Genomic DNA, 24,640 nt, shown 5'->3' on the forward strand with positions numbered 1-24,640 from the left:
GCGCGGTCGCGCCGGGCGCGGGGCGGGGGTGTCGCCCGGGTGCGGGACGGCGGGGGTGTGCACGGCCTTCGGCCGTGCCGGGGTTCCCACCCGTGCGACGTGTCGAGAAGAGTGCGGGTGGCCCCCGTGAGGGGTTGCTCGCCGTTGGCGGCCGCAGGCTGTCATTCGAGCATCAGCGATCTGAAGGAGTGACCACCCGATGAGCACCCGGTATCCGTTCACCGCCGTCGTCGGTATGGACGACCTGCGGCTCGCGCTGCTGCTCAATGCCGTCAGCCCGGCCGTGGGCGGTGTGCTCGTCCGGGGGGAGAAGGGGACCGCCAAGTCCACCGCCGTGCGCGCGCTCGCCGAGTTGCTGCCCGCCGTGCCCGTCGTCGCGGGGTGCCGGTTCAGTTGCGATCCAGGCTCGCCCGACGCGGGCTGCCCCGACGGGCCCCACGAGGTCGCTCCCGGGGCCGAGCGGGCCGCGCGCATGGTCGAGCTGCCCGTCGGCGCCTCCGAGGACCGGCTCGTCGGCTCGCTCGACATCGAGAAGGCGCTCAGCGAAGGGGTCAAGGCCTTCGAGCCCGGGCTTCTCGCCGCCGCCCATCGCGGCATCCTCTACGTCGACGAAGTCAATCTGCTGAGCGATCACCTCATCGATCATCTGCTCGACGCCGCCGCCATGGGATCCTCCTACGTCGAGCGTGAGGGTGTCTCCGTACGGCATGCCGCCCGCTTCCTCCTCGTCGGCACCATGAACCCCGAGGAGGGCGAGCTGCGGCCCCAGCTTCTCGACCGGTTCGGTCTGACCGTCGAGGTGGCCGCGTCGCGCGACCCGCAGCAGCGGGTCGAGGTCGTCCGCCGGCGGCTCGCCTTCGAGGACGACCCCGCCGCCTTCGCCACGCGCTGGGCCGACGAGGAGACCGCGCTGCGCGGCCGGATCACCGCCGCCCGCGCCCTGCTGCCCCAGGTGACGCTCGGCGACGCCGTACTGCTCCAGATCGCCGCCACCTGTGCCGCGTTCGAGGTCGACGGCATGCGCGCCGACATCGTCATGGCCCGCACCGCGACCGCGCTCGCCGCCTGGGCCGGACGCACCGAGGTCACCTCCGAGGACGTACGGCAGGCCGCGCTCCTCGCCCTCCCCCACCGGCGGCGCCGCTCCCCCTTCGACGCCCCCGGCCTCGACGAGGACAAGCTCGACGAGACCCTGGAGGAGTTCAAGGGTGAGGAGCCGGACCCGGACCCGGATCCGGACCCCGAGCCCGACGGGCCCGGCGACGGCGGTCCCGGTGACGGTGGCCCCGGCGGGGGTGTTCCGCCGCAGAGCGACGGGCCCGCCGCCGAGAACTCCCCCGCTCCCGAGGAGACTTCCGCTCCCGCGCCCGCTCCCCAGGGCGCCGGTTCCGGGGAACGCGCGGCCGTCGCCGCCTCCGAGCCCTTCCGTACGAAGGTGCTCAGTGTCCCGGGTCTGGGCGAGGGCGCGGCCGGGCGCCGTTCCCGGGCCCGTACCGAGCACGGCCGTACCACCGGATCCGTACGCCCCCGTGGCGCGCTGACCAAGCTGCACCTGGCCGCCACCGTGCAGGCCGCCGCCCCGCACCAGAAGGCCCGTGGGCGGACCGGTCCCGGGCTCGTGGTCCGCCGGGACGACCTGCGGCAGGCGACCCGGGAGGGGCGCGAGGGGAACCTGGTGCTCTTCGCCGTCGACGCCTCCGGTTCGATGGCGGCCCGGCAGCGGATGAGCGCCGTCAAGGGCGCCGTCCTCTCCCTGCTGCTCGACGCCTACCAGCGGCGCGACAAGGTCGGCCTCATCACCTTCCGGGGCCGTGACGCCGAGGTCGCGCTGCCGCCGACCTCGTCCGTCGACGCGGCCGCCGCCCGGCTGGAGAAGCTCCCGACCGGTGGTCGTACCCCGCTGTCGGCCGGGCTCCTCAAGGCCCACGACGTCCTGCGCGTCGAGCGGCTGCGGGACCCCTCGCGCCGTCCGCTGCTCGTCGTCGTGACCGACGGGCGCGCGACCGGCGGCGGCGCCGACCCGGTGGCGCTCGCCGCCCGCGCCGCGCGGCTGCACGCGGCCGACGGCACGGCCTCCGTCGTCGTGGACTGCGAGACCGGACCGGTACGGCTCGGCCTCGCCCGTGAGCTGGCGCGTGAACTCGGCGGCACCGCCGTCACCTTGGACGAGCTGCGCGCCGATTCGATCGCCGGCCTCGTCAGAGACGTACAGGCAGGACAGACAACCACCAGGAGGGCCGCTTAATGCCGCAGGGACAGCCGACCGTCGTTCCCGACGACGGTCTCACCACCCGTCAGCGCCGCAACCGCGCACTGGTGATGGTGCACACGGGCGTCGGCAAGGGGAAGTCGACCGCCGCGTTCGGCATGGCGCTGCGCGCCTGGAACCAGGGCTGGCCGATCGGGGTGTTCCAGTTCGTCAAGTCCGCCAAGTGGAAGGTCGGCGAGGAGAACGCCCTCAAGGCGCTCGGCGAGACCGGCAAGGGCGGCACCGTCACCTGGAACAAGATGGGTGAGGGCTGGTCCTGGATCCAGCGCGAGGTCGCCGAGGGCGAGCAGTCGCACGAGGAGAAGGCCCGCGAAGGCTGGGAGCAGGTCAAGCGGGACCTCGCCGAGGAGAAGTACAAGTTCTACGTCCTCGACGAGTTCGCGTACCTCCTGCACTGGGGGTGGATCGACACCAAGGAGGTCGTCGAGGTGCTGCGCGACCGTCCCGGGCACCAGCACGTCGTCATCACCGGCCGCAACGCCCCGCAGGAGCTCGTCGACTTCGCGGATCTCGTCACCGACATGTCCAAGGTCAAGCACCCGATGGACGCCGGTCAGAAGGGCCAGCGGGGCATCGAGTGGTAGCACGTCTCGTCATCGCCGCGCCCTCCTCGGGCGCGGGCAAGACCACGGTCGCGACCGGTCTGATGGCCGCGTTCGCCGGCCGTGGTCTGGCGGTCTCGCCGCACAAGGTCGGACCGGACTACATCGACCCGGGCTATCACGCCCTCGCGACGGGGCGGCCGGGCCGCAACCTCGACGCGTACATGTGCGGTACGGGGCTGATCGCGCCGCTCTTCGAGCACGGGGCGCGCGGGTGCGACCTGGCGGTCGTCGAGGGGGTGATGGGCCTGTACGACGGGGCCGCCGACCAGGGCGAACTCGCCTCCACCGCACAGGTGTCGAAGCTGCTCAAGGCGCCGGTGGTGCTCGTCGTCGACGCGTCGTCGCAGTCGCGGTCGGTGGCGGCGCTCGTGCACGGGTTCGCGTCCTGGGATCCGGAGGTGCGGATCGGGGGCGTGATCCTCAACAAGGTCGCGACGGATCGGCACGAGCATTTGTTGCGGGAGGCGCTCGGGGAGTCGGGGGTGCCGGTGCTGGGGGTGTTGCGGCGGGCGCCTGCTGTTGCGACGCCGTCGCGGCATCTGGGGCTTGTGCCGGTTGCCGAGCGGCAGGCCGCGGCGGTGTCCGCGGTCGCGGCGCAGGCGGAGCAGGTGTCGGCCGGGTGCGACATGGAGGCGCTCCTTGCGCTTGCGCGCAGCGCGCCCGAACTGCACGCCGAGCCGTGGGACGCCCACCGGTCGGCGGACCGGCCCGGCCGCAGGCCGGTGGTGGCGATGGCCGGTGGAGCCGCCTTCACGTTCTCGTACGCCGAGCACACGGAGCTGTTGCGGGCCGCCGGCGCCGAGGTCGTCACCTTCGATCCGCTGCGGGACGAAGCGCTTCCCGAGGGGACGAGCGGGCTCGTCATAGGCGGTGGGTTCCCCGAGATGTACGGGAACGAGCTCTCCGCCAACGAGCCCCTGCGGAAGGCCGTCGCCGCGCTTGCCGCCTCCGGGGCGCCCATCGCCGCCGAGTGCGCCGGGCTGCTGTATCTCGCGCGGTCGCTCGACGGCACCCCCATGTGCGGGGTGCTCGACGCGGAGGCGCGGATGTCGGAGCGGCTCACGCTCGGCTACCGGGACGCCGTCGCCGTGAGCGACAGCGTGCTCGCGCCCGCCGGGGCGCGGATGCGGGGCCATGAGTTCCACCGGACCGTCATCGAGCCGGGCGCCGGGGCGTCGGCCGCGTGGGGGCTGCGGCAGCCCGAGCGGCGCGTCGAGGGCTTCGTACAGCAGGGGGTGCACGCCAGTTACGTGCACACCCACTGGGCGGGCGCTCCCGAGGTGGCCGCGCGGTTCGTCGAGCGCTGCGCGGGCGGTCCGGTCGCATGAGTTCAGCCGCCGGAGACTCCCACCACGAGCCAGATGAAGCCGACGCCCGCCACCGTGCACAGCAGGGTGGAACGGGCGGGGTGGTCGTGGTGGGCCTCCGGCAGGATCTCGGCGGCGGCCAGGTAGAGCAGGGCGCCGCCGAAGAAGCCCAGATAGCTGCCGAGGAGTTCCTCCGGAAGGGTGAACAGCAGGGTGGAGGCGGCGCCGACCAGGGGGGCGAGGGCGTCGGCGACGAGCATCCCGAGGGCCTTGCGGCGGGCGTTCCCGTAGAGGCTGGTGATCGTGTACGTGTTGAAGCCGTCGGCGAAGTCATGGGTGATGACGGCGAGGGCGACGGTGGCGCCCATGCCGCCGCCGACCTGGAAGGCGGCGCCCAGCGCGATGCCGTCCATGAGGCTGTGACCGACCATCGCGGCGGCCGCCGTCATGCCGACCTGCGGGACCCGCTCGTCGGCCGCCACCCCGTGCGCGGCCTGGCGTACGGCGAGGAGTCGCTCCACGACATGGGCGAAGAGGAAGCCGCCGACGAAGAGCAGCAGGGCCTCCGGGACACCGAAGACCTTGTCGCCCGCCGCCTCCAGGGCCTCGGGCAGCAGGTCGAGTCCGACGACGCCGAGCATGAGTCCGCCGGCGAGGCCGAGGACGAGGTGGCGTCGGTCGGTGACGCGTTGCGCGACCCAGCCGCCGAAGAGCGTCATGAGGAACGCGCCGAGCGCGACGACTACAGCCATGGGCCTTTGGTATCGGATGGGGTGGCGTCCGCGCACCTCGGCGTCGGCGCCCGGGCGGGGGTCCCGGTGGACGAAGTGCTCGCCCTGGTCGAGGCGGTTCTGCGGGAGGCGGGTCTGACGCGCGCGGACGTCCGGTCGCTCGCCACGCTCGAAGCGCGGGCGGCGGAGCCGGGCGTCACGGGGGCGGCGGCGGAGCTCGGCGTCCCGGTGCGGGCGTTCACGGCCGGGGAGCTGGCGGCCGTGCCCGTACCGCATCCGTCCGCGCTGCCGCTGGCCGCGACGGGCACGGCGTCCGTGGCGGAGGCGGCCGCGCTGCTCGCGGCGGGGGCGCTGTTCGGGGCGGAGACGGCGGGCCCCGGTACGCGGGCGCGTGCGGAGACATGGATCGGCCCGGGTACGCGGGCGCGTACCGAGGCGGAGGCCGACGGGGGTACGCGTGCGCGTACCCCCGCCCGCCGTGCCGTACTCCTCGTGCGGAAGCGGAAAACCCGGCGCGTAACGTGCGCTCTCGCCGCTTCTGTCCCGGTTCGTCCGAACGAAGACGCCCCAGGCGTACGGTTGTTGCCCCCGGCTCACGGGTACATCGCTGGCGAGCCTGGCTCACCCCCCACCATCCCCACCCCCCACACGACGGCGGCCATGGACATGCATCTGCATACCGACGCCCACGACCTGCGCCACCACGGTGACGCCGAGGTCCGGGACGAGAAACTCATCGATCTGGCGGTCAACGTCCGGACGAACACCCCTCCGGACTGGCTGCGGGAGCGCATCGCCGACTCCTTGACCGGACTCGCCGCCTACCCGGACGGCCGGGCCGCTCGGGCGGCCGTCGCCGAGCGGCATGATCTGCCCTCGAACCGGGTGCTGCTCACGGCCGGCGCGGCGGAGGCCTTCGTGCTGATCGCGCGGGCTCTGCCGGTGCGCCGGCCCGTCGTCGTGCATCCGCAGTTCACCGAGCCGGAGGCGGCGCTGCGCGACGTCGGCCACGAGGTGGGCCGGGTGCTGCTGCGCGAGGAGGACGGTTTCCGGCTGGATCCGGCGGCCGTCCCCGAGGACGCGGACCTGGTGGTGATCGGCAATCCCACGAACCCCACGTCCGTGCTGCATTCCGCCGCCTCGATCGCCGCCCTCGCGAGACCCTGGCGGACCCTGGTGGTCGACGAGGCCTTCATCGACGCGGTGCCGGGCGAGCGCGAGTCGCTGGCCGGGCGGACCGATGTGCCCGGGCTCGTGGTGCTGCGCAGCCTCACCAAGACCTGGGGGCTCGCCGGCCTGCGGATCGGGTACGTGCTGGCCGAGCCGGAGACGGTCGCGGCCCTGGAGCGGACGCAGCCGCTGTGGCCGGTGTCCACGCCGGCCCTGGTGGCGGCGGAGGCGTGCATGTCGCGGGCGGCGCTCGCGGAGGCCGAGCACGCGGCGCACCGGATCGGGGTGGAGCGGGCCCATCTGCTCGCCGGGCTGGCGGAGTTCGACGAGGTGCGGACGGTGACGGAGTCGGAGGGCCCGTTCGTGCTGCTGCGGATCGACGGGGCGGACGCGATCCGGGAGCGGCTGAGGTCGCTGGGCTTCGCGGCCCGCCGGGGCGACACGTTCCCGGGACTCGACCGGAACTGGCTGCGGATCGCGGTCCGGGACCGGGTGACGACGAACCGCTTCCTCCAGGCCCTCGACCAGGCCCTGTTGATGGGTGGCTGAGCGGCCGCCGACGGGCGGCTGAGCCCGTCCGACGCACACGGGTCCGGGGAGGGCGACGTCGTCACCGTCGCCCTCCCCGGACCCGCATTCCCCCATCGAGGCTCCCCCCGGAGCCTTCGGCGCCCCCCGGCGCGTCCCCCTCGGGCCGTCAGCCTCGGGAGCGGGCGCGCGAGCGGGTCAGCGCGAGGGCGCCGCCGCCGGCCACGAGAAGTGCGAGCGCCCCGCCCGCGATGTACGGGGTGGTGGAGCTGCCGCCGGTCTCGGCGAGGTTCTGGGTGGGCGTGGTGCCGCCGTTGTTCGTCTTGATGCCGCCGGCGTCGCTCGGCTTGACCGAGGGCTGCTGTGTGGGCTGCTCGGAGGGCCGCTCGCTGGGCTCCCGGGTGGGCTGCTCGGTCGGCTTCTCGGTGGGCCGCTCCGTGGGCTTCTCCGTCGGGGCGGTGCCCTTGGGCGTCTCACAGGTGGCCTCGGCGAGCGTCACGGTGCCGTTGACCTCGGCGACGCCGAGCTTCAGCGGGTCGACCTCCACCCTGAGTTCGAGGGCGGTCGCCGCCGCCGTGCGCGAGGTCGTGGACGTACGGGAGAGGTCGAGGGTCACGGCACCGACGCCGGGGACGCTGACCTGGGTCCGGCCGCCGGTGGAGAGGGTCGTCCTCTTGCCGAAGACGGTGACGTGACCGAGGACGTTGGACTCGGCGACCGGCTTCCTGCCCACCTCGCACAGCGCCTTGGAGGTCACCTTCTCGACCTCGATGAGCGAGAGCAGTGGGATTCCGGGGACGTGGACCCGGGCCTTGACGAGGTTCACGTACCCCTCGGCCTTCTCCTCGTCCACGGTGGCCTTCGAGGTGGCGACGTCGGCGGCGAGGATGTCGATCGGCCTGCCCTCCTCGGCCCCCTGCACCTTCACGGAGAGCGCGGTCCGGTTCTCGGTCTCCGGCGCCTTCACCTCGTTGAGGGAGACCCGCAGCGGCACGTCGACCGTCTTGCCGAGGAGGGAGACGTCGAGGCCGGTCCGCAGGACGACGGCGGTGGCGCGCCCTTCGCCGCCCGTGGCCTGCGCCGCCGGGGCCACGAGGAGGACCGGGCCGACGGTCAGGGCGGCGACGGTCGCGGCGGCGGCGGTACGGCGTACGGGCATGCGGAAGGTGTTGCTGTTCAAGATGGTGGAACCCCCACAGGAGACATGGCGTCGCCGGCCGCTCACCACGGGGACGGTGGGTCGGCGCGGCCTCGGCGACTTGAGACACCGGAATCTTTACGCACGGAGAGTGAACCGGCAGTCGCCTGACGTGAGTTCACTCCAAAGGGGGGTTTCCGTGTTCATATTCGATTTTTTTCGGCACAACCGTCCCCCGGTGTCCCGCGTCTTTCACACGCGCGGGTACACAGCGGGCACACGCGGGAAGGGTGTGAACGATCCGCTCCGCGCCGAAGTAACGGATCGTCAACCCGGCGCGTCGCCCGACGGGTTCAGCTCGCGCGCCAGTACCCCAGGGCGTGGACGCGCTCCTTGGGCAGGGCCAGCTCCTTGCGCGCGTACGTGGCGAGGGTGCGGGTGGTCGCGGTGTCGCAGGCGATCCAGACGTACGGGTCGGAGTCCGCGAGCCCGGGAAGCTCGGCCTTCACGCGGGCGACGAGGTCGGCCCCGCCGTTCCGGCGCGGCACCCGGCGCAGTTCGTGGTGCTCGGGGTCGAGCCGGACCGGCAGCTCCTCGTCGGAGGCGTGCCGGGTCTCGAACCAGACCGTGGCGGGGACGCCCGGCAGTGCGTCGAGCAGGGAGTTGACGGCGGGCAGGGACGCCGGGTCGCCGACCACGAGGAGACGCCCGGGCACCGGCTCCGGGGCCTCGAAGCCGGTGCCCTGGAGGGTCGCGTCCACGGTGTCGCCGGGGGTGCAGGTGCGGGCCCAGCGGCTGGCGACGCCGTCATGGAGGGCGAACTCCAGGCTGAAGGTGCCGGCCTCCGGGTCGGGGTCGACCAGGGTGTACGCGCGCTGGTGCGGCTTGCCCGCGTTCTCGAACCAGATGCGCACCCACATCGTCGGGTGGACTCCGGCCGCGGCGAGCAGACCGCCGTCCGTGAAGTGCACCCTGCGGTAGTCCTCGGTGACCTGCTCGGCCCCCGTCACGGTGAACGTGAAGTCCTTGCCCCGCATCAGCTTGAGAACGGCACCCTGCCAGCCGTGACCCACCGCAATCCCCTCCCCTGAACTCCTGTAGATTAATTTAGGTCAGCCTAACCTAAGAAAACGGCGGACGGCGTGGCGGAAGACCATGTCAGGACGTGGCAGAGACATGGACGGGATCGGGGTCTCCGTGAGCATCGAGGTCTACCGGGACGCCTGGGGCGTCCCTCATCTGCGCGCCGCGGACCCGGACGAACTCGCCTTCGCCCAGGGCCGGGTCACCGCCCGCGACCGGGCCTGGCAGCTGGAGGTCGAGCGGCACCGGGCCCAGGGCACCACGGCCGCCTTCCTCGGCCCAGCCGAGCTCGGCTGGGACATCTTCGCCCGGCGGTCCCGGCTCGCCGACACCGCCCGCCGCTGCTTCGAGCGGCTCGAACGCGACGCCCCGCGGACGGCGGCATGGGTACGCGCGTACGTGGACGGGGTCAACGACGGCCTGGAGGAGGGGGCCGGGCGCGCGCCCGAGTTCGCCGGGACCGGCCTCGCGCCCGGTCGGTGGGAGCCGTGGACCCCGCTCGCCGTCTGGCTGACGACCCACGTCCTGTTCGCCGGCTTCCCCACCAAGCTGTGGCGCGAGGAGGTCGCCCGGCGGCTCGGCGAGGAGTGGACGGAGCTCTTCGCGACCGACGGGCCGGGGACCTCGGGCTCCAACGGCTGGCTCGTCGCCGGCGAGCGGACCTCGAGCGGGGCGGCCCTGGTCGCCGGGGACCCGCACCGGTTCATCGAGGCGCCCGGTGTCTACCAGCAGATCCGGCTCGCCTGCCCCGCGTACGACGTCGTGGGCATCGCCGTGCCCGGCATCCCCGGACTCGGCCACTTCGGCCACACCGGGCCGGTGGCCTGGGCGATCACCAACGCGATGTCGGACTACCAGGACCTCTACCGGGAGCGGCTGCGGCGGCTCCCGGACGGCGGGGTGGAGGCGTACGGCCCCGCGGGCTGGCGCCCGGCGACGACGCACACCGAGACGGTCGAGGTCGCGGGCGGGGAGCCGGTCGTCGTCGAGGTGATCGAGACCGACCGGGGCCCGGTGATCATCGGGGTGGACGGCGAGCCCGAGGGCGGTGCGCCGGAGGACGCCTCGCAGGGCGAGCCGACGGCCTGGGAGGCCGTCAGTCTGCGGTACCCGCCGCGCGTCACCGGGCAGCTCGGGTTCGAGGTGCTGCCCGCGCTGCTGCGCGCCAGGACCGTCGCCGATGTGGACGCGGCCCTCGACGGCTGGGTCGAGCCGGTGAACGTCGTCCTGGCCGCCGACACCCGGGGCGGTCTGCTGCACCGGGTCGCCGGCCATGTGCCCGTACGGCACCGGGCCAACTCCCTGCGCATCGTGCCCGCCTGGGACCCGGCGCACGCGTGGGAGGACGCTCCGGCGCCGCTCCCCCGCGCCGGGGTGGACGGCCACGCCGTGATGGCCAACGCCCGGGGACTGGCCGCGCCGCTGGGCATCGAGTTCGCCCCGCCGCACCGGGCGGCCCGGATCGACGCGCTCCTCGGCGCCTCGGCCGACTGGACCCCGGAGACCGTCACCGCCGTCCACCGGGACACCGACAACCCCTCGGCGGCCCGCCTCCTCGCGGCGGTCGCGCGGGTGGGCGGGAGCGGCTCTGCCGCCCTCTCCCCCGCTGCCTCCGCCGTACGGGACCGGCTGCTCGCCTGGGACCGGCGGATGGACGCCGCGAGCACCGACGCCGGTCTCTACGCCGCCGTGCGCGGAGCCGTCGTACGCCGGCTCGCCGCGCACGAGGCCTTCGCGGCGCTGCGCGAACCCGCCCCGTACCCCGAGGTGTTCCGGCCCTGGCTGGCCCTCGGGCCGCGCGTCGCCTACGCCCTGGAGACCCTGCTGGTGGCCGGGCCCGTGCCCGCCGGGGACGTCGACCGGATCGTGCGCGAGGCGCTCGACGAGATCGGGGCGGGCGAGCCGCCGGCCGCCTGGGGCGTGACGCACCGGCTCGCGCCCTGGCAGGCACTGCCCGACCCCGACGACGCGCAGTGGCCGGGGCTCGGCGGGGACCACGACTGTGTGCTCTCCACGTCCAGCGTGCCCGGGTGGACCGACCGCAGCGCCCGGGCCTCCGCCGCCCGTTACGTCTGGGACCTCGCCGACCGCGAACGGAGCGGCTGGATCGTGCCGTTCGGCGCGTCCGGCGTGCCCGGCGACCCGCACCACCGCGACCAGCTTCCGCTGTGGCTGAGGGGCGAACTCGCCCCCGTCACCACCGACTGGCAGTACCTCACCAAGGAGCAGGGATGACCACCGCCACCGCCGCCTACGTCCAGAGAATCGAGGGCTTCGGCACCGTCACGGTCCGGCCCGTCGAGCCCGAGCACGACGCGCCGCTCCTGCACGCCTGGGTCAACGAGGAGCGGTCCCGCTTCTGGGGCATGGTCGGCACCACCGTCGAGCAGGTCCGGGACGTCTACGCGCACCTCGACTCGCTCACCACTCACCACGGCTTCCTGGTGAGCCTCGACGACGAGCCGGTCGCGCTCCTCCAGACGTACGACCCCGAGGCCGACCGCGTGAGCGAGTGCTACGAGGTGGAGCCCGGGGACATCGGCGCCCACTTCCTCATCGCGCCGAACGCGGCCCCGCAGCCCGGCTTCACCGGCACGCTCCTGTCCGTGCTCATCGCCTTCACGCTGCAGGACCACACCCGCGTGGTCGTGGAGCCGGACGCCGCCAACGAGAAGGCGATCGCCCGCATGGTGCGGGCCGGGTTCGAGCTGGGCCCGGAGGTCGTGCTGCCCGAGGTGGACCTGCCGGAGGTCTTCATCCCGGAGAAGAAGGCCCGGCTCGCGTTCCTGAACCGGCGCTAGTCTCCCGGGCCCGGTGCCGGTCTCCCCGGGCCCGGCGCCGGTTCTCCCGGTCCCGGCTCTGGTCTCCCGGTCCCGGTGCGCCGGTCTCAAGGTCCCCAGGGACCTGCTCTACCCCACGACCCGCCCGTTGACGACGACCCGGCGCGGCGCCGCGAGGACGCGGACGTCCGCGCGCGGATCCTCGCCGTAGACGACGAGGTCGGCCGGGGCACCCTCCTCCAGCGCGGGTCGGCCCAGCCAGGACCTGGCTCCCCAGGCGGTGGCGGAGAGCGCGTCGAGCGGCGGGATGCCGGCCTTCGTCAGCTCCTCCACCTCCTCGGCGACCAGGCCGTGGGCGAGGGAGCCGCCCGCGTCGGTGCCGACGAAGACCGGGACGCCCGCGTCGAAGGCGGCGCGCACGGTGTCGTACCGGCGCTCGTGCAGCCGGCGCATATGGGCCGACCAGCGGGGGAACTTCTCCTCGCCGCCGTCGGCGAGGTGCGGGAAGGTCGCGATGTTGACCAGGGTCGGGACGATCGCGACGCCCCGCTCGGCGAAGAGCGGGATGGTGTCCTCGGTGAGGCCGGTGGCATGCTCGATGCAGTCGATGCCGGCCTCGACGAGGTCGCGGAGCGAGTCCTCCGCGAAGCAGTGCGCGGTGACGCGGGCGCCGAGCCGGTGCGCCTCGGCGATGGCCGCCTCGACCTCGGTGCGGGGCCAGCAGGCGGTGAGATCACCGGCCTCGCGGTCGATCCAGTCGCCGACGAGCTTGACCCAGCCGTCGCCGCGCCGGGCCTCGCGGCCAACGTACGCCACGAGGTCGGCGGGCTCGATCTCGTGGGCGTAGTTACGGATGTAGCGGCGGGTGCGGGCGATGTGCCGGCCCGCACGGATGATCTTCGGCAGGTCCTCCCGCTCGTCGATCCAGCGGGTGTCGGAGGGCGAGCCGGCGTCCCGGATCAGCAGGGTGCCCGCGTCCCGGTCGGTGAGGGCCTGCTTCTCGCTGGTGGCCTCGTCGACGGGGCCGTGCCGGTCGAGGCCGACGTGGCAGTGGGCGTCGACGAGTCCGGGCAGTACCCAGCCCTCGACGGTGACCGCCTCGGCGGTCGGCCGGTCGAAGGTGATCCGCCCGTCGACGCACCACAGTTCGTCCCGTACGTCCTCGGGGCCGACCAGCACCCGTCCCTTCACGTGCAGCACCGCGTGATCGCTCATGCCTGCACTGTACGAGGACGGGTGCCCCGGCCGGGAGCCCGGTCGGGAGCCCCCGCCCGGAGGGTCACTCGTCGATCGCGGCCCCCAGGCGGGCGTCGAGGTACGGGCCGCCGAAGCTGCCGACGCTGAAGGTCCACGAGCCGGTGGCGGTCGGCCCGGCCGTACCGGCGGGGAAGACCCACACGTGGCCGTCCTCGGTGTTCTCCCCGGGGGCGGCGGCGAGCAGGCCGAAGCGGCCGTCGGCGTCGTCGTCGGAGAGCCGGACCTGGCCGCCGAACCTGTCGCCCTTCTCCACCGCGCCGGGCACGGACGGCGAGTCCTGGGTCCAGTACAGGGCGCCGGTGCCGGTCAGGCCCCGGGCCGTACCGCGCAGGACGGTGACCATGCCCGCGTCGGCGACGCTGCCGATGTCCTCGCCGGGGGCGCCGATCGCGAGGTCCGCGTAGCCGTCGTGGTCGGTGTCGCCGAGGGAGAGGTCGGCGCCCCAGCCGTCTCCGCGCTCGTCGGCGCCCGGCACTCCCGGGGAGTTCTGGGTCCACCACTGCGGCGGGGTGCCGACGCCGGTGGCGCCCGCGAGACCGCGCGCGCTCCCCCGGTAGACGCCGACGAGGCCGCCGGTCATGCTCTCGCCGCCGTCGTCGGGGCTGTGCGGCTCGCCGGTGACGAGGTCGTCGTAGCCGTCGCCGTCGATGTCGCCGGAGGCGGTGACCGGGCCGCCGCGCAGGTCGCGCTGGTGCACGAGGTAGTCGCTCTGTCCGGCGAGGTACCAGGACCAGCCGTGGCCGGGTTCGGCGCCGGTGCTGACTCCGCCGATCACCAGGTCCGCGAATCCGTTCCTGTCGTAGTCGCAGGTGGTGAGGGACTTCGCGACGAGGTCGCGGAGCGGCGGCTCGGCGGCGGCCCGCGCACCGCTCCGCTCGACGGCGGCACGGTTCAGCGCCTGGGCGCCGTGCGCGCGGGGGCCGGTGCCGGTGCGCCGCTCGCCCGGCTGCGGCGCGGCGCCGAACAGGTGCCGCTCCGCGGACCGGCGGTCGAGGGCGATGAGCTGGTCCCCCGGCGTCTCGGCGGTGAACCGCGCGGCGGCGAGGGCAGAGCCGAAGCGGTTCCCGGCCACCGGGCCGAGGAGGCTTTCGACCCAGCGGCTGTCGGTGCCGACGAGTCCGTGCGGGGAGCCCCACAGGACGATCGCGCCGCCGGCGTCGGCGAGGGTGCCGATGTCCTCGCCGGGGGCGCCGATCACGGCGTCGTCGTAGCCGTCGCCGTCGAGGTCGCCGGTGGCGACGGCGGCGCCGAAGGAGTCGCCCGCCTCGGCGTCGCCGGGGACTCCGGTGGTGTTCTGGCTGATGATCGTGGCGGCGCGGGTGTCGATGCCGTCGGGCGAGCCGTACTGGACGGTGACGAGGCCGGCGCCCCGCCTCCCGCCGACGGTGGCGTCGGGCGCGCCGACGAGGACGTCGTCGAAGCCGTCGCCGTCGAAGTCGCAGTTGCGGTCGTCGGCGCGGGTGCTGCCGGGCACCCCGGCCCAGGCGGCCGGTGCGGTCGCGATCCCCGCACCGGTCAGAAGGAGGAGCGTCGCCGCGGCGAGGGCGGCGGAGCGGTGCTTGCGCATGGAGCGACTCCTGGAGTCGGAGGGTTCCGGGCGGCTGCGGGGGTCTGCCGGACGGGGCCCGTGCCCGGTCCGTCGTCCTGTTGGACACCTGATGTCCCTTGACGGTTACACCGGGACGAAGATCCCTTTTGTACGGGTGGGCCAAGGGGCGGTACGGGGTGCCTCGGTACCCTGATCCGGAGTTCCGCCCGCACCGCACCGAGTCGAAGAAGGCACCGTCGTGACCGTGACACATCCGCTCCTGGACCTTGCCCCGCTGACCGCCGCGCATTTCGCGTCGATCGAGCGGCGGGTGGCCGCGCTGCTCTCCACGGAGCAGGACGTGGTGATCACCCAGGGCGAGGCGCTGCTCCCCCTGGAGGGGTGCATCCGCAGCGGGGCGCGGGCCGGTTCGACCGCCCTGAACGTGGTCACGGGACCGTACGGGCAGACCTTCGGCAACTGGCTGCGGGACTGCGGCGCGACCGTCGTCGACCTGGAGGTGCCCTTCCACACGGCGGTGACGGCCGCTCAGGTGGAGCAGGCGCTCGCCGCGCACCCGGAGATCGACTTCGTGTCCCTGGTGCACGCGGAGGCGGCGACCGGCAACACCAACCCGGTGGCGGAGATCGGTGAGGTCGTGCGGGCGCACGGCGCGCTGTTCTACCTGGACGCGGTGGCGTCGATCGGCGCCGAGCCGGTGCTGCCGGACGCCTGGGGCGTGGACATGTGCATCATCGGCGCGCAGAAGGCGATGGGCGGGCCCGCGGGTGTGTCGGCGGTGTCGGTGAGCGCGCGGGCGTGGGAGCGGTTCGCCGCCAACCCGGCCGCCCCGCGCCGCTCGTACCTCTCCCTGCTGGACTGGAAGGAGCGCTGGATCGACGGCGGCCGGAAGGCGCTGCTGCACGCTCCGGCGCAGCTGGAGATGCTGGCCCTGGAGGCCTGTGTGGAGCGGATCGAGGCGGAGGGGCTGGACGCCCTGATGGCGCGGCACGCCTCCGCGGCGGCCGCGACCCGCGCGGGCGCGCTGGCCCTGGGCGGCGGCCTGGAGCCGTATGTGTACGAGGCGAAGGACGCGGCCCCGGTCGCGACGACGCTGCGCGTGCCGGCCGGGGTGGACGCCTCGGAGCTCGTGGCGAAGGCGCTGGCCGCCGATCCGTCGCTGCCGCTGATCGCGGGCGGCGGGGCGCTGGCCGAGGAGATGATCCGGGTCAACCACTACGGGGTGGACGCGACTCCGGGCGCCGTGCAGTCCTCGCTGGCCGCCCTGGGCGCGGCGCTCGGCGAGACGGGTCGCGCGGTGGACCTGGAGGGCGCGCGCCGGGCGGTCACGGAGGCGTGGGCCTGATCCGGCCGCCGGTACGGGGAGGGGGCGGGGGTCCGGCACCGGACCCCCGCCCCCTCCCCGTACCGGGACCGGCGTGTGACTACAGCGCGGGGTAGTCGGTGTAGCCGCGGTGGTCGCCGCCGAAGAAGGTCGTGGCGTCGGGGGTGTTGTACGGGCCGCCGGCCTTCAGCCGGGCGGGCAGGTCGGGGTTGGCGAGGAACAGCGCCCCGTACGCGACGAGGTCGGCGGTGCCGTCCTCGATCAGGGTCAGGGCGTCGACACCGGTCGGCCCTTCGGTGGACGGGTTGAGGATGAACGTGCCGGAGAACGCCTTGCGCAGCGCAAGGGTCAGCTCGCGGATCTCGGGCGCGGGCTCCGTGACGTGCAGGTACGCGATGCCGACCGGGTCGATCGCGGCGACGAGGGCGGGGTAGAGCTCCTCGGTGTCGGTCTCCGCGATGTCGTTGTAGGTGTTGGCCGGGGAGATGCGCAGGCCGGTGCGCTCGGGGCCGATCTCGGCGGCGACGGCCTTGACGACCTCGACGGCGAAGCGGATGCGGTTCTCGACGGAGCCGCCCCACTCGTCGGTGCGGTGGTTGGAGCCGGAGGCGAGGAACTGCTGGATCAGATAGCCGTTGGCGCCATGGATCTCGACGCCGTCGAAGCCGGCCTCGACCGCGTTGCGGGCGGCGGTGGCGAAGCCTGCGATCGCCTCCGGCACCTCGTCGGCGGTGAGCTCGCGCGGGGCGACGAAGTCGATGAGTCCGGTGCCGGCGAAGAGCTGGCCCTTCGGGGCGACGGCGGAGGGGCCGACGGGGTGGAGGCCCTCGCCGAGGACGACGGGGTGGCTGATCCGGCCGGCGTGCATCAGCTGCGCGAAGATCCTTCCGCCGCGCTCGTGGACGGCGTCGGTGACCTCGCGCCACGCGGCGATCTGTTCGCGGCTGTGGAGTCCGGGGGTGAAGGGGTAGCCCTGGCCCTCGGGGACCGGCTGGACGCCCTCGGTGATGATCAGTCCGGCGGAGGCCCGCTGGGCGTAGTACTCGGTGACGAGCGCGGTGGGGGTGCGGCTCTCGGCCTCGGCGCGGCTGCGGGTCATGGGCGCCATGGCGATGCGGTTGGCGAGCCGGGTCCCGGCGAGGTCGATGGGGTCGAAGGCGGTGGTCATGGCTGTCCCCTTCACGGATTTATGTGGTCGGCCAAGTATCTGGCCCGGATGCCACTGTAACCCATTGATTGGCCAGCCAAGGTAATCTGTGGGGAGAGCCTTCCCGAGGAGCCCCGATGTCAGGAACCGACCCCGTCTGTACCGAGTCGACGCCGTCCGCCTGTACCGAGTCGACGCCGTCCGCCTGTACCGAGTCGGCGCCGTCCGCCGCCCGGGGCGGCCCCGTCAGCATCGCCCTGGCCCGGGTGGCCCGGATGCACCGGATCGCCGCGGGGCGGCGGCTGCGGGAGCTCGGCCTCTACCCGGGCCAGGAAATGATGATGATGCGGCTCTGGGACTGCGGGCCGGTCCGCCAGTCCGAGCTGATCCAGTCCCTGGGCCTCGACGCCTCGACGGTGACCAAGATGCTCCAGCGCCTGGAGCAGTGTGGTCACGTCCGCCGCGGCCCGGACCCGGCCGACCGGCGCGCCGTCCTGGTCGAGGCGACGGACGAGGGGCGCTCGCTGCGCGCCGGCGTCGAGGGCGTCTGGACGGACCTGGAGCAGGCCTCCCTGGGCGGGCTCGGCCCGGACGACCGGGCGGAGCTGGCCCGGCTCCTCGGCCTCGTGGCGGAGAACCTGCGCGAGGAGGCGGGCGAGGCGGGCGAGTGCCCGCCGCCGGGCAGGTTCTGAGAGCGGCGGACCCGGGCGGGCCCGCTCAGCCCGCCAGGACGTCCAGGGCGCGGTCCACGTCCGCCGCCGTGTTGTACAGGTGGAAGGACGCCCGCAGGTTGCCGGCGCGGGCGGAGAGCAGGACGTCGGCCTTGGCCAGCGCGTCCGCGCGGTCCCCGAGGCCGGGGACGGCGACGACGGTCGAGTCGTCCATGACCGGCGCGTGGCCGAGGGCGAGGAGTCCGGAGCGGAAGCGGGCCGCGAGCCCCTTGTCGTGGGCCTCGATCCGCTCGATGCCGATCTCCTCCAGGAGCGCGAGCGAGCGGGCCGCCCCGTGGTACGAGAGGAAGGCCGCGGGCTCGTCGAACCGGCGTGCGGTGCGGGCCAGTTCGCGGACCGGGCCGTAGCTGTTGACCCACAGCTCCTCGCCGGTGACCCAGTTGGCGTGGATCGCCAGGAGCGAGTCCTGCGCCTCCTCGGTGACGGTGAGGAAGGACGCCCCGCGCGGGCAGAGCAGGTACTTGTAGCCGCCGGCGACCGTGTAGTCCCACTCCCCCGCGCGCAGCGGCAGCCAGCCGGCCGACTGCGTGGCGTCCAGGAGCGTACGGGCGCCGTGCGCGGCCGCCGCGGCCCGGATCGCCGCGAAGTCGGCCGTCCGGCCGTCCGCCGACTGCACGGCGGAGAAGGCGACGAGCGCGGTGTCGGGGCGGACGGACTCGGCCAGCCGCTCCAGGGGCACGAACCGGGTCTTGAGGTCGCCGCGGATCGTGAAGGGGGTGATGACGGAGGAGAACTCGCCCTCGGGGAAGAGGATCTCGGCTCCGGCGGGCATCGACTGGGCGATCATGCCGCAGTGCACGGCGACGGAGCTGCCGACGGCCACGCGCTCGGGCGCGACGGCGGCGAGCCGGGCGAAGGCGGCGCGGGCCTCGTCCACGATGTCGAAGCTTCCGGCGCCGTCGGGACGGCCGGCGGCGGTCTCCTCGGCGAGGAGCGTGACCGCCTCGATGGTCCGGCGGGGCAGCAGCCCGCACGCCGAGGTGTTGAGATAGGTCTTCTTGGGCGCGAACTCGGCGCCGCCGAGCGGCTCTTCCAGGGAATCCATGCTCCCACCCTGGGTTCCCCACGATCACCCGTCAATCGGGTTCGATCGTGGGGAAACCCCAAGCCGCGCTTATCTCCGCAGGTGGGCGTGGGTGCGGGCGGTCAGGGCCCGTTGCCGCGCGGGGGCGGTCAGGCGCCCCTTCCACGTGCGAGCAGCCAGGCGCCCGTTCCGCGTGCGGGCGATCAGGCGCCTGTTCCGGTTGCGGGCGATCAGGCGCCCGGGACCTCGCAGCTGCCGTCCGTGTCGCAGACCGCCGCGTCGCCGCCGACGGTCTGGAGGGCCCGGCCCTGCCAGGCCTGCTCGAGGGCCTGGGTGAAGACCTCGGCGGGCTGGCCGCCGGAGATGCCGTAGCGGCGGTCGAGGACGAAGAACGGCACGCCGTTCGCCCCGAGTTCGGCGGCCTCGCGCTCGTCCTCGCGTACGGCGTCGGCGTAGGCGGAGTCGTCGGCGAGGACGGCCCGCGCCTCGGCCTCGTCGAGACCGGCCTCGACGCCCAGCGTCACCAGGGTCTCGGTGTCGAAGACGGAGCGCTCCTCGGCGAAGTTGGCGCGGTAGGCCAGGTCCAGGAGCTCGTTCTGCAGCCCGCGGTCCTTGGCGAGGTGGAGCAGCCGGTGGATGTCGAAGGTGTTGCCGTGGTCGCGGCCCTCGGTGCGGTAGCCGAGGCCCTCGGAGTGCGCGTTGGACGCGACGTGCGCCTCCATGGCGCGGGCCTCGTCGAGGGTGCGGCCGTACTTCTCGGCGAGCATCTGCAGGACGGGGCCGGTGTCGCTCTTGGCCCGGTTCGGGTCGAGCTCGAAGGAGCGGTGCACGACCTCGATGTCGTCGCGGTGGGCGAAGGCCTCAAGCCCCTTCTCGAAGCGTGCCTTGCCTATGTAGCACCAGGGGCAGGCGATGTCGCTCCAGATCTCGACGCGCATGTGACTTCTCTCCGAGGGTTGCCGGTGGGGTGTTCGTCCTGGGAACGCCCCCACCGGCCCGGATCATTCCGTTTCCGTCCCCAGTGTGAGCCGGAGCACGACGTGGTCGCCGTCACGCGGGTTCTCGGGGTCGGGGGTCCAGCCCTGGGCGGCGTAGAAGGCCTGGGCGCGCTCGTTCTTGTCGAAGACCTCCAGGCGGGCCGTGGTCACCCCGGCGGCGCGCCAGTTCGCCACGCAGGCCGCGTGGAGCTCGGCGCCGACGCCCGCGCGCCAGCGGGCGGGGAGGACGTGGAGCTGGGTGAGGTGCATGAGGCCCTCGCGCTCCCCGTACGCGGCGATGCCCGCGACCTCCCCGTCCCGTACGGCGCAGAGGACCGCCCCGCGGTCGATGGCGCCCGCCCAGCCCGTGCGGGAGCGGGCGACCTCCTCGGCGCCGAGGAAGTCGGCGTCGGGGATGTGGCCGCGGTAGTAGGTGGCACGGGCCTCGGTGTGAAGGGCGACGACGGCGTCGAGGTCGGCGGCAGTGGCAAGTCTGATCATGAACTGTCAGGACGCACGGAAGGACGGGACGGTTTCACGCCCGGCGGGTGTCGTCGTGTGGCTGAAGGAGGACCGGTACGCGCTCGGGGTGAGGCCCGTGCGGCCCAGCAGGTGCCGGCGCAGGGAGTCCGCGGTACCGAGCCCGCTGGCGCGGGCCACCCCGTCCATGGCGAGCGAGGTGGTCTCCAGGAGCTCCTTCGCCCGCTCCACGCGCTGGTGCAGCAGCCATTGGAGCGGGCTGACGCCGGTCTCGGTGTGGAAGCGGCGGGAGAGGGTGCGGACGGAGACGCCCGCGTGCCGGGCGAGGTCGGTGAGGCCGAGCGGTTCGTCGAGGTGTTCCATCGCCCACGCGCGCGTGTCGGCGAACGAGACCCCGCGCTCGGGCGGCAGCGGGGTCTGGGTGAACTGGGTCTGGCCACCGGGCCGTACGGGTGCGACGAGGGCGAGCCGGGCGACCGTGTTGGCCACGGCGGCGCCGTAGTCGGTGCGGATGACGTGCAGGCAGAGGTCGATGCCCGCCGCGTATCCGGAGGAGGTGAGCACGGGCCCGTCCTGGACGAACAGCACGTCGTCCTGGAGGTCGACGGCCGGGTGGCGGGCGGCGAGCAGCGAGCGGTACGCCCAGTAGGTCGTCGCCGCCCGGCCGTCGAGCAGTCCGGCCTCGGCGAGCGCGAAGGCGCCGGTGCAGATGGAGGCGATCCGCTTGCCCGCGGCGGCGGCGCCGCGCAGGGCGTCGAGGATGCGCGGGTCGGGGTCGGCGGAGGAGCCGCCGCCCGCGAGGACCACGGTGTCGGCCTCCGTCACGGCGTCGAGGCCGCGCGGGACGAGCAGGTCCAGACCCCCGGCGGTGGTGACGGGCCCGGGGTCGGGCGCGCAGATGACCGTCTCGTACCCGGGTGCGCCGTCGATCTCGACCTTGCCGAACAGCATCTCGGGGATGGCCAGGTTGAACATCGAGACGGGCGGGGCGGCGATCACGGCGACGCGGCGGACGCGGGGCGGGGCTGCGGACTCGGCTGTCATGTGGCCAGAACCTCCGGGCATATGGCATTCAGGCCACTACTGTACGGCTCCGCCGATCACGAAGCTGGGGGCATGTCCTCAACCGACCTCGCCGAAGCCCCTGTTGTCTCCCCCTCACCTCCTCCCGCACCCTCTCCCGCCCCGGGCCCCGCTCTGGCCGCCGCGATGCTCGGGTTCGCCCTCATCACCCTCGACACCTCCGTCGTGAACGTCGCACTGCCCGCGATCGGCGCCGATCTGCGGGCCGGGATGTCCGGACTCCAGTGGGTGGTCGACTCGTACACGCTGGCCTTCGCCGCGCTGCTGCTCTCCAGCGGGGCGCTCGCCGACCGGGTCGGGGCGAGCCGGGCGTACGGGATCGGGGTCGTCGTCTTCGTCCTCGCCTCGGCCGCCTGCGGTCTGGCCCCGGGCCTTCCGGCGCTCCTGGCTGCGCGGGCGGTGCAGGGCGTGGCGGCGGCCGTGATGCTGCCGGCCTCGCTCGCGCTCGTACGGGAGGCGTACGGGGATCCGGGGCGGCGGGCCCGCGCGGTGTCGCTGTGGGCGGCGGGCGGCACGGTCGCGGTGGCGCTCGGCCCGGTCGCGGGCGGAGCGCTGACCACGGCGTGGAGCTGGCGGGGCATCTTCTTCGTCAACCTGCCCCTCGGACTGCTCGCGCTCGCGCTGCTGACGCGGGTGGCGCGTTCGGAGCGCCGGCCGGCCCCGCTCGACCTGCCCGGGCAGCTGACGGCGATGACGGCGCTCGGGGCGCTGACCTTCGCCGCCATCGAGGGCGGCACGGAGGCCTGGTGGGCGCTGGGGCTCGCGGGGGTCTCCTTCGCCGCGTTCCTGGTGATCGAGACGCGGCGGCGGCACCCGGTGGTGCCGCTCGGGCTCCTCCGGAACACGACGGTGGCGGTCGCGGTGGCGGCGGGTTCGGCGAACAGCGTGGCCTTCTACGGGATGCTCTTCGTCTTCAGTCTCTTCTTCCAGCAGGTGCTCGGCCTCTCCCCGCTGGCCGCCGGGCTGATGTTCCTGCCGATGACGGGGCTGCTCGCCGGGGTGAACATCCTGTCGGCGAGGGTGGCGGCGCGGTACGGGGCGAGGCTGCCGATCGTCCTCGGCCAGTCGGTCGCGGTGGCGGGCCTGCTCGGGCTCCTCACGGTGGACGCGGACACCTCGCGCCCGGTACAGGCCCTGCTCCTGGTCCCGCTGGCGCTCGGGGCGGGCTTCTCGCTGCCGCCGCTGATCGCCTCGATGATGGAGGCGGTCCCGGCGGAACGGGCGGGCACGGCGGCGGGTCTCCTGAACGCAGTGCGGCAGACCGCGGGCGCCCTCGCGATCGCGGTCTTCGGCTCCTTGGCGGCCGCGTCGATGGAATCGGCCCTCCGCGCGAGCCTCCTGATCAGCGCGGCCCTGCTGACCCTGACGACCCTGGCGTCCCTCCGGCTGCCGGGCCGCGGGGCCTGAGCGGGCGGGCTCAGGCACCCTTGCGGTACTGACCCGGCGCCACCCCGTACTCCCGCTTGAAGGCCTTGGCGAAGGCGAACTCCGAGGAGTAGCCCGAGCGTTGGGCGACCGCGCGGAGCGGGAGGTCGTCGGAGCGGAGCAGCCGGCCCGCCGTGGTCATGCGCCACCAGGTGAGGTACGCGAGGGGTGAGCGGCCGACCACGGCGGTGAACCGGCGGGCGAAGGCGGCGCGGGAGAGGCCGCCGAGAGCACCGAGCTCCTCGACCGTCCAGGCCCTGGCCGGGTCGCCGTGGAGGGCCCGGAGGGCTCCGGCGACCACCGGGTCGCTCAGGGCGGCCGCCCAGCCCGTGGAGCGGTCGGCGCAGACGCCGAGCCACCACGTGCGCAGCAGGTAGAGGAGCAGGGTGTCGAGCAGGGCGGGCACGATCGCGTCGGATCCCGGCTGGGGTTCGGCGAGTTCGGCGCCGAGCAGGTCGACGGCGGCGCGCAGCCGGTCGTGGGCGCCGACCCGGGCGGGGAAGTGGACGTACGGGGGGAGCTCCGTGAGGAGCGGGTGGGCGCGGGCCCGGCTGAGCTGGTAGGCGCCGCAGAGGAGCAGGGTCTCCTCCGCGCCGATCGGGCCCCGGTCGGGCAGGGTGGGCCAGGAGCCGTCGGACGCGGGCAGGGCGTCGACGAGCGGGGTGTCCGGCCGGTCGGCGAGGCCGTGGCCGGTGCCGTGGGCGAGGAGGACGACGTCGCCGGGGCCGAGCCTGACGGGGGCGTCGTCCGGGGGCAGGAGCCAGGCGGTCCCCTGGAGGACGACGTGGAATCCGGCGCCCCTGCTCGGGGAGAAGCGGAATCCCCAGGGCGCGAAGCGGACCGTGCGGGAGGAGTGGGGCCGGCCGGTGCGCATGGCGGCGATGGCATCGCTCAGTACGTCCATCCCGGCACCGTACTCCTCGTCGAGGACGGCGAGACGATCAGACATGGACAGGAGTCATGAGGATATGGATCGTCTTGCCGAGCCCTCGTACGGTCGAGGCATGACGACGACAACAGGCAGGACGACCAGGGCAGTTCTCTTCCACGAGCTCGGCGGTCCCGAGGTGCTGACGGTGGAGGAGGTGGCGCTGCCCGCCCCCGGGCCCGGGGAGGTGCTCGTACGGGTCGAGGCGATCGGGCTCAACCGCGCCGAGGCGCTGTTCCGCGAGGGCACTTACTACTACCGGGCGACGCTGCCCGGTTCGCGGCTCGGCTACGAGGCGGCCGGCGTGGTGGAGGCGGTCGGCGCGGGGGTCACCGCGTACGCCCCGGGCGACCCGGTGATGGCGGCGGCCAACTTCGACTTCGGGACGTTCGGCGTGTACGCGGAGCGGGTGGTGCTGCCGGAGGAGTACCTGGTGGCCCGGCCCGAGGGGGTGGACGCGGTGACGGCGGCGGCGGTCTGGCTGACGTACTTCACCGCGTACGGCGGGATGGTGCTGACCGGCGGGCTGCGCCCCGGCGACCACGTGGTGATCACGGGCGCGTCGAGCGGGGTGGGGACGGCCGCGATCCAGACGGCGCTGCGGATCGGCGCGGTGCCGATCGCCACCACGCGCGGCGAGGCCAAGCGGAAGCGGCTCCTGGAGCTCGGGGCCGCGCATGTGATCGTGACGGAGACCCCGGACGCCGATGACCTGGTGGAGGAGGTGCGGCGGATCACCGGCGGGGCGGGCGCGGACCTGGTGTTCGACGCGATCGGCGGGCCCGGTTTCGCCCGGCTCGGGGACGCGCTGCGGCCCGGCGGGACCGCCGTGCTGTACGGCTTCCTGGACCCGCGCCCGGTCGAGCTGTCGATGAACTGGCCGCTGACCACGCACGGGTACGCCAACGGTGCGCTCGCCAGGACCGAGGAGGGGCGCCGCCGCGCGGCCGGGTTCATCGGCTCGGGGCTGCGGGACGGCTCCCTGGCGCCGGTGATCGCGGAGACCTTCGAGGGTCTGGAGCGGATCGCCGACGCCCATCGGCTGATGGAGTCCAACACGCACACCGGGAAGATCGTGGTGCGCGTGCGGCACTGAGGCACGGC

Annotated in this window: 21 protein-coding genes; 10 read left to right on the forward strand and 11 right to left on the reverse strand. The window is 74.1% G+C overall.

What is annotated here, in order from left to right; all coding sequences use genetic code 11:
- The first annotated feature begins 199 nt into the window (after positions 1–199).
- The 3 genes from OG462_RS12315 to OG462_RS12325 are packed head-to-tail and all read left to right on the forward strand — an operon-like array spanning position 200 to position 4,202.
- Positions 200–2,245 (forward strand): putative cobaltochelatase, encoded by a 2,046-nt coding sequence (locus tag OG462_RS12315; protein ID WP_406057285.1) that lies wholly within the window; start codon positions 200–202, stop codon positions 2,243–2,245.
- Positions 2,245–2,853, forward strand: coding sequence for a cob(I)yrinic acid a,c-diamide adenosyltransferase (gene cobO / locus OG462_RS12320; RefSeq protein ID WP_317594120.1), 609 nt, complete (start codon positions 2,245–2,247; stop codon positions 2,851–2,853). Before OG462_RS12315 ends, cobO begins: the two co-directional genes overlap by 1 nt.
- Entirely contained in the window at positions 2,847–4,202 is a 1,356-nt protein-coding gene (locus OG462_RS12325; RefSeq protein ID WP_406057287.1) for a cobyrinate a,c-diamide synthase, read from the forward strand. Before cobO ends, OG462_RS12325 begins: the two co-directional genes overlap by 7 nt.
- A gap of 2 nt (positions 4,203–4,204) precedes the next feature.
- Here the strand turns inward: OG462_RS12325 and OG462_RS12330 are convergent, their stop codons facing one another.
- The gene (locus tag OG462_RS12330) at positions 4,205–4,933 is read right to left on the reverse strand and encodes a ZIP family metal transporter (protein WP_406057289.1); all 729 of its coding nucleotides are present in this window, start codon (positions 4,931–4,933) and stop codon (positions 4,205–4,207) included.
- Positions 4,934–4,954: 21 nt separating this feature from the next.
- On the opposite strand from OG462_RS12330, the gene cobC reads away from it, so the two are divergent.
- The gene (gene cobC / locus OG462_RS12335; RefSeq protein ID WP_406057291.1) at positions 4,955–6,631 is read left to right on the forward strand and encodes an Rv2231c family pyridoxal phosphate-dependent protein CobC; all 1,677 of its coding nucleotides are present in this window, start codon (positions 4,955–4,957) and stop codon (positions 6,629–6,631) included.
- 148 nt (positions 6,632–6,779) lie between these two features.
- Here the strand turns inward: cobC and OG462_RS12340 are convergent, their stop codons facing one another.
- On the reverse strand, positions 6,780–7,790 hold the full coding sequence (locus OG462_RS12340) for an SCO1860 family LAETG-anchored protein (protein WP_406057293.1): 1,011 nt from the start codon (positions 7,788–7,790) through the stop codon (positions 6,780–6,782).
- 311 nt (positions 7,791–8,101) lie between these two features.
- Positions 8,102–8,821 (reverse strand): siderophore-interacting protein, encoded by a 720-nt coding sequence (locus tag OG462_RS12345; protein ID WP_406057295.1) that lies wholly within the window; start codon positions 8,819–8,821, stop codon positions 8,102–8,104.
- A 103-nt stretch (positions 8,822–8,924) separates the two neighbouring features.
- Between OG462_RS12345 and OG462_RS12350 the strand changes: the two genes are divergently transcribed.
- Together OG462_RS12350 and OG462_RS12355 are read left to right on the forward strand one after the other, a co-directional pair.
- Positions 8,925–11,066, forward strand: a complete 2,142-nt coding sequence (locus OG462_RS12350) for a penicillin acylase family protein (protein ID WP_406057296.1) — start codon at positions 8,925–8,927, stop codon at positions 11,064–11,066.
- Positions 11,063–11,632 carry a GNAT family N-acetyltransferase gene (locus OG462_RS12355; protein WP_406057298.1) on the forward strand — a complete coding sequence of 190 codons (570 nt, stop codon included), beginning with the start codon at positions 11,063–11,065 and terminating at the stop codon, positions 11,630–11,632. The genes OG462_RS12350 and OG462_RS12355 overlap by 4 nt, the downstream gene beginning before the upstream one ends.
- A 108-nt stretch (positions 11,633–11,740) precedes the next feature.
- Here the strand turns inward: OG462_RS12355 and OG462_RS12360 are convergent, their stop codons facing one another.
- Together OG462_RS12360 and OG462_RS12365 are read right to left on the reverse strand one after the other, a co-directional pair.
- Complete coding sequence (locus OG462_RS12360; protein ID WP_406057300.1) at positions 11,741–12,826, reverse strand: amidohydrolase family protein; 1,086 nt, start codon at positions 12,824–12,826, stop codon at positions 11,741–11,743.
- Positions 12,827–12,890: 64 nt separating this feature from the next.
- Positions 12,891–14,435 (reverse strand): FG-GAP repeat protein, encoded by a 1,545-nt coding sequence (locus tag OG462_RS12365; protein ID WP_406057301.1) that lies wholly within the window; start codon positions 14,433–14,435, stop codon positions 12,891–12,893.
- A gap of 226 nt (positions 14,436–14,661) precedes the next feature.
- Between OG462_RS12365 and OG462_RS12370 the strand changes: the two genes are divergently transcribed.
- A complete protein-coding gene (locus tag OG462_RS12370; RefSeq protein ID WP_406066489.1) occupies positions 14,662–15,762 on the forward strand; it encodes a pyridoxal-phosphate-dependent aminotransferase family protein in 1,101 nt (366 codons plus the stop codon).
- A 79-nt stretch (positions 15,763–15,841) separates the two neighbouring features.
- Here OG462_RS12370 and OG462_RS12375 read toward each other — a convergent pair whose 3' ends face one another.
- Positions 15,842–16,909 carry an alkene reductase gene (locus OG462_RS12375; RefSeq protein WP_406057303.1) on the reverse strand — a complete coding sequence of 356 codons (1,068 nt, stop codon included), beginning with the start codon at positions 16,907–16,909 and terminating at the stop codon, positions 15,842–15,844.
- A gap of 116 nt (positions 16,910–17,025) precedes the next feature.
- On the opposite strand from OG462_RS12375, the gene OG462_RS12380 reads away from it, so the two are divergent.
- On the forward strand, positions 17,026–17,580 hold the full coding sequence (locus OG462_RS12380; RefSeq protein WP_406057305.1) for a MarR family winged helix-turn-helix transcriptional regulator: 555 nt from the start codon (positions 17,026–17,028) through the stop codon (positions 17,578–17,580).
- 25 nt (positions 17,581–17,605) lie between these two features.
- On the opposite strand, the gene OG462_RS12385 is transcribed toward OG462_RS12380, so the two are convergent.
- The 4 genes from OG462_RS12385 to OG462_RS12400 all read right to left on the reverse strand — a co-directional run bounded on the left by OG462_RS12385 (position 17,606) and on the right by OG462_RS12400 (position 21,144).
- Entirely contained in the window at positions 17,606–18,664 is a 1,059-nt protein-coding gene (locus tag OG462_RS12385; protein WP_406057306.1) for an aminotransferase class V-fold PLP-dependent enzyme, read from the reverse strand.
- A 209-nt stretch (positions 18,665–18,873) separates the two neighbouring features.
- Entirely contained in the window at positions 18,874–19,581 is a 708-nt protein-coding gene (locus OG462_RS12390) for a DsbA family oxidoreductase (protein ID WP_406057308.1), read from the reverse strand.
- Between the two features lie 63 nt (positions 19,582–19,644).
- Positions 19,645–20,121, reverse strand: coding sequence for a GNAT family N-acetyltransferase (locus OG462_RS12395; RefSeq protein WP_406057310.1), 477 nt, complete (start codon positions 20,119–20,121; stop codon positions 19,645–19,647).
- Positions 20,122–20,127: 6 nt separating this feature from the next.
- Entirely contained in the window at positions 20,128–21,144 is a 1,017-nt protein-coding gene (locus tag OG462_RS12400; protein WP_406057311.1) for a GlxA family transcriptional regulator, read from the reverse strand.
- A gap of 72 nt (positions 21,145–21,216) precedes the next feature.
- On the opposite strand from OG462_RS12400, the gene OG462_RS12405 reads away from it, so the two are divergent.
- Complete coding sequence (locus OG462_RS12405) at positions 21,217–22,590, forward strand: MFS transporter (RefSeq protein ID WP_406057313.1); 1,374 nt, start codon at positions 21,217–21,219, stop codon at positions 22,588–22,590.
- 10 nt (positions 22,591–22,600) lie between these two features.
- Here the strand turns inward: OG462_RS12405 and OG462_RS12410 are convergent, their stop codons facing one another.
- Positions 22,601–23,512: an AraC family transcriptional regulator gene (locus OG462_RS12410; protein WP_406066491.1), complete on the reverse strand. Its 912-nt coding sequence runs from the start codon at positions 23,510–23,512 to the stop codon at positions 22,601–22,603.
- Positions 23,513–23,612: 100 nt separating this feature from the next.
- Between OG462_RS12410 and OG462_RS12415 the strand changes: the two genes are divergently transcribed.
- Positions 23,613–24,632, forward strand: a complete 1,020-nt coding sequence (locus OG462_RS12415; RefSeq protein WP_406057315.1) for a zinc-dependent alcohol dehydrogenase family protein — start codon at positions 23,613–23,615, stop codon at positions 24,630–24,632.
- Positions 24,633–24,640: the final 8 nt, after the last annotated feature.

It is taken from the genome of Streptomyces sp. NBC_01077 (assembly GCF_045162855.1).
Classification (GTDB): domain Bacteria; phylum Actinomycetota; class Actinomycetes; order Streptomycetales; family Streptomycetaceae; genus Streptomyces.